Annotated in this window: 2 rRNA genes; both read right to left on the bottom strand. The window is 45.3% G+C overall.

Features of this window, described 5'->3' with window-relative positions:
- Positions 1-71: ribosomal RNA gene (rrf, locus tag H5300_RS27370) — 5S ribosomal RNA — on the bottom strand; the annotation flags it as partial.
- Between the two features lie 113 nt (positions 72-184).
- Positions 185-278: ribosomal RNA gene (locus H5300_RS27365) — 23S ribosomal RNA — on the bottom strand; the annotation flags it as partial.

Below are 278 nucleotides of genomic sequence, written 5' to 3'. Positions count from 1 at the left end.
TCGGCGCTATTGTGTTTCACTTCTGAGTTCGGCATGGAATCAGGTGGGTCCACAATGCTATGGTCGCCAAGCAAATTTTAAAATTCGGAAAGCTGCTTCTCTATTTAATAGAGCTTTAAAAGTATCTCTTCAAACGCATTCAAGGTCTGGTATATCTGAGTCCACAAAACCCCTTGGGTGTTGTATGGTTAAGCCTCACGGGCAATTAGTACAGGTTAGCTCAATGCCTCGCAGCACTTACACACCCTGCCTATCAACGTCGTAGTCTACGACAACCC

Origin of the sequence: Vibrio sp. SG41-7, assembly GCF_014164465.1 — a bacterium.
In the GTDB taxonomy this organism is placed as follows: Bacteria; Pseudomonadota; Gammaproteobacteria; order Enterobacterales; family Vibrionaceae; genus Vibrio; species Vibrio splendidus.
This window is presented reverse-complemented; position numbering and strand designations above follow the sequence as displayed.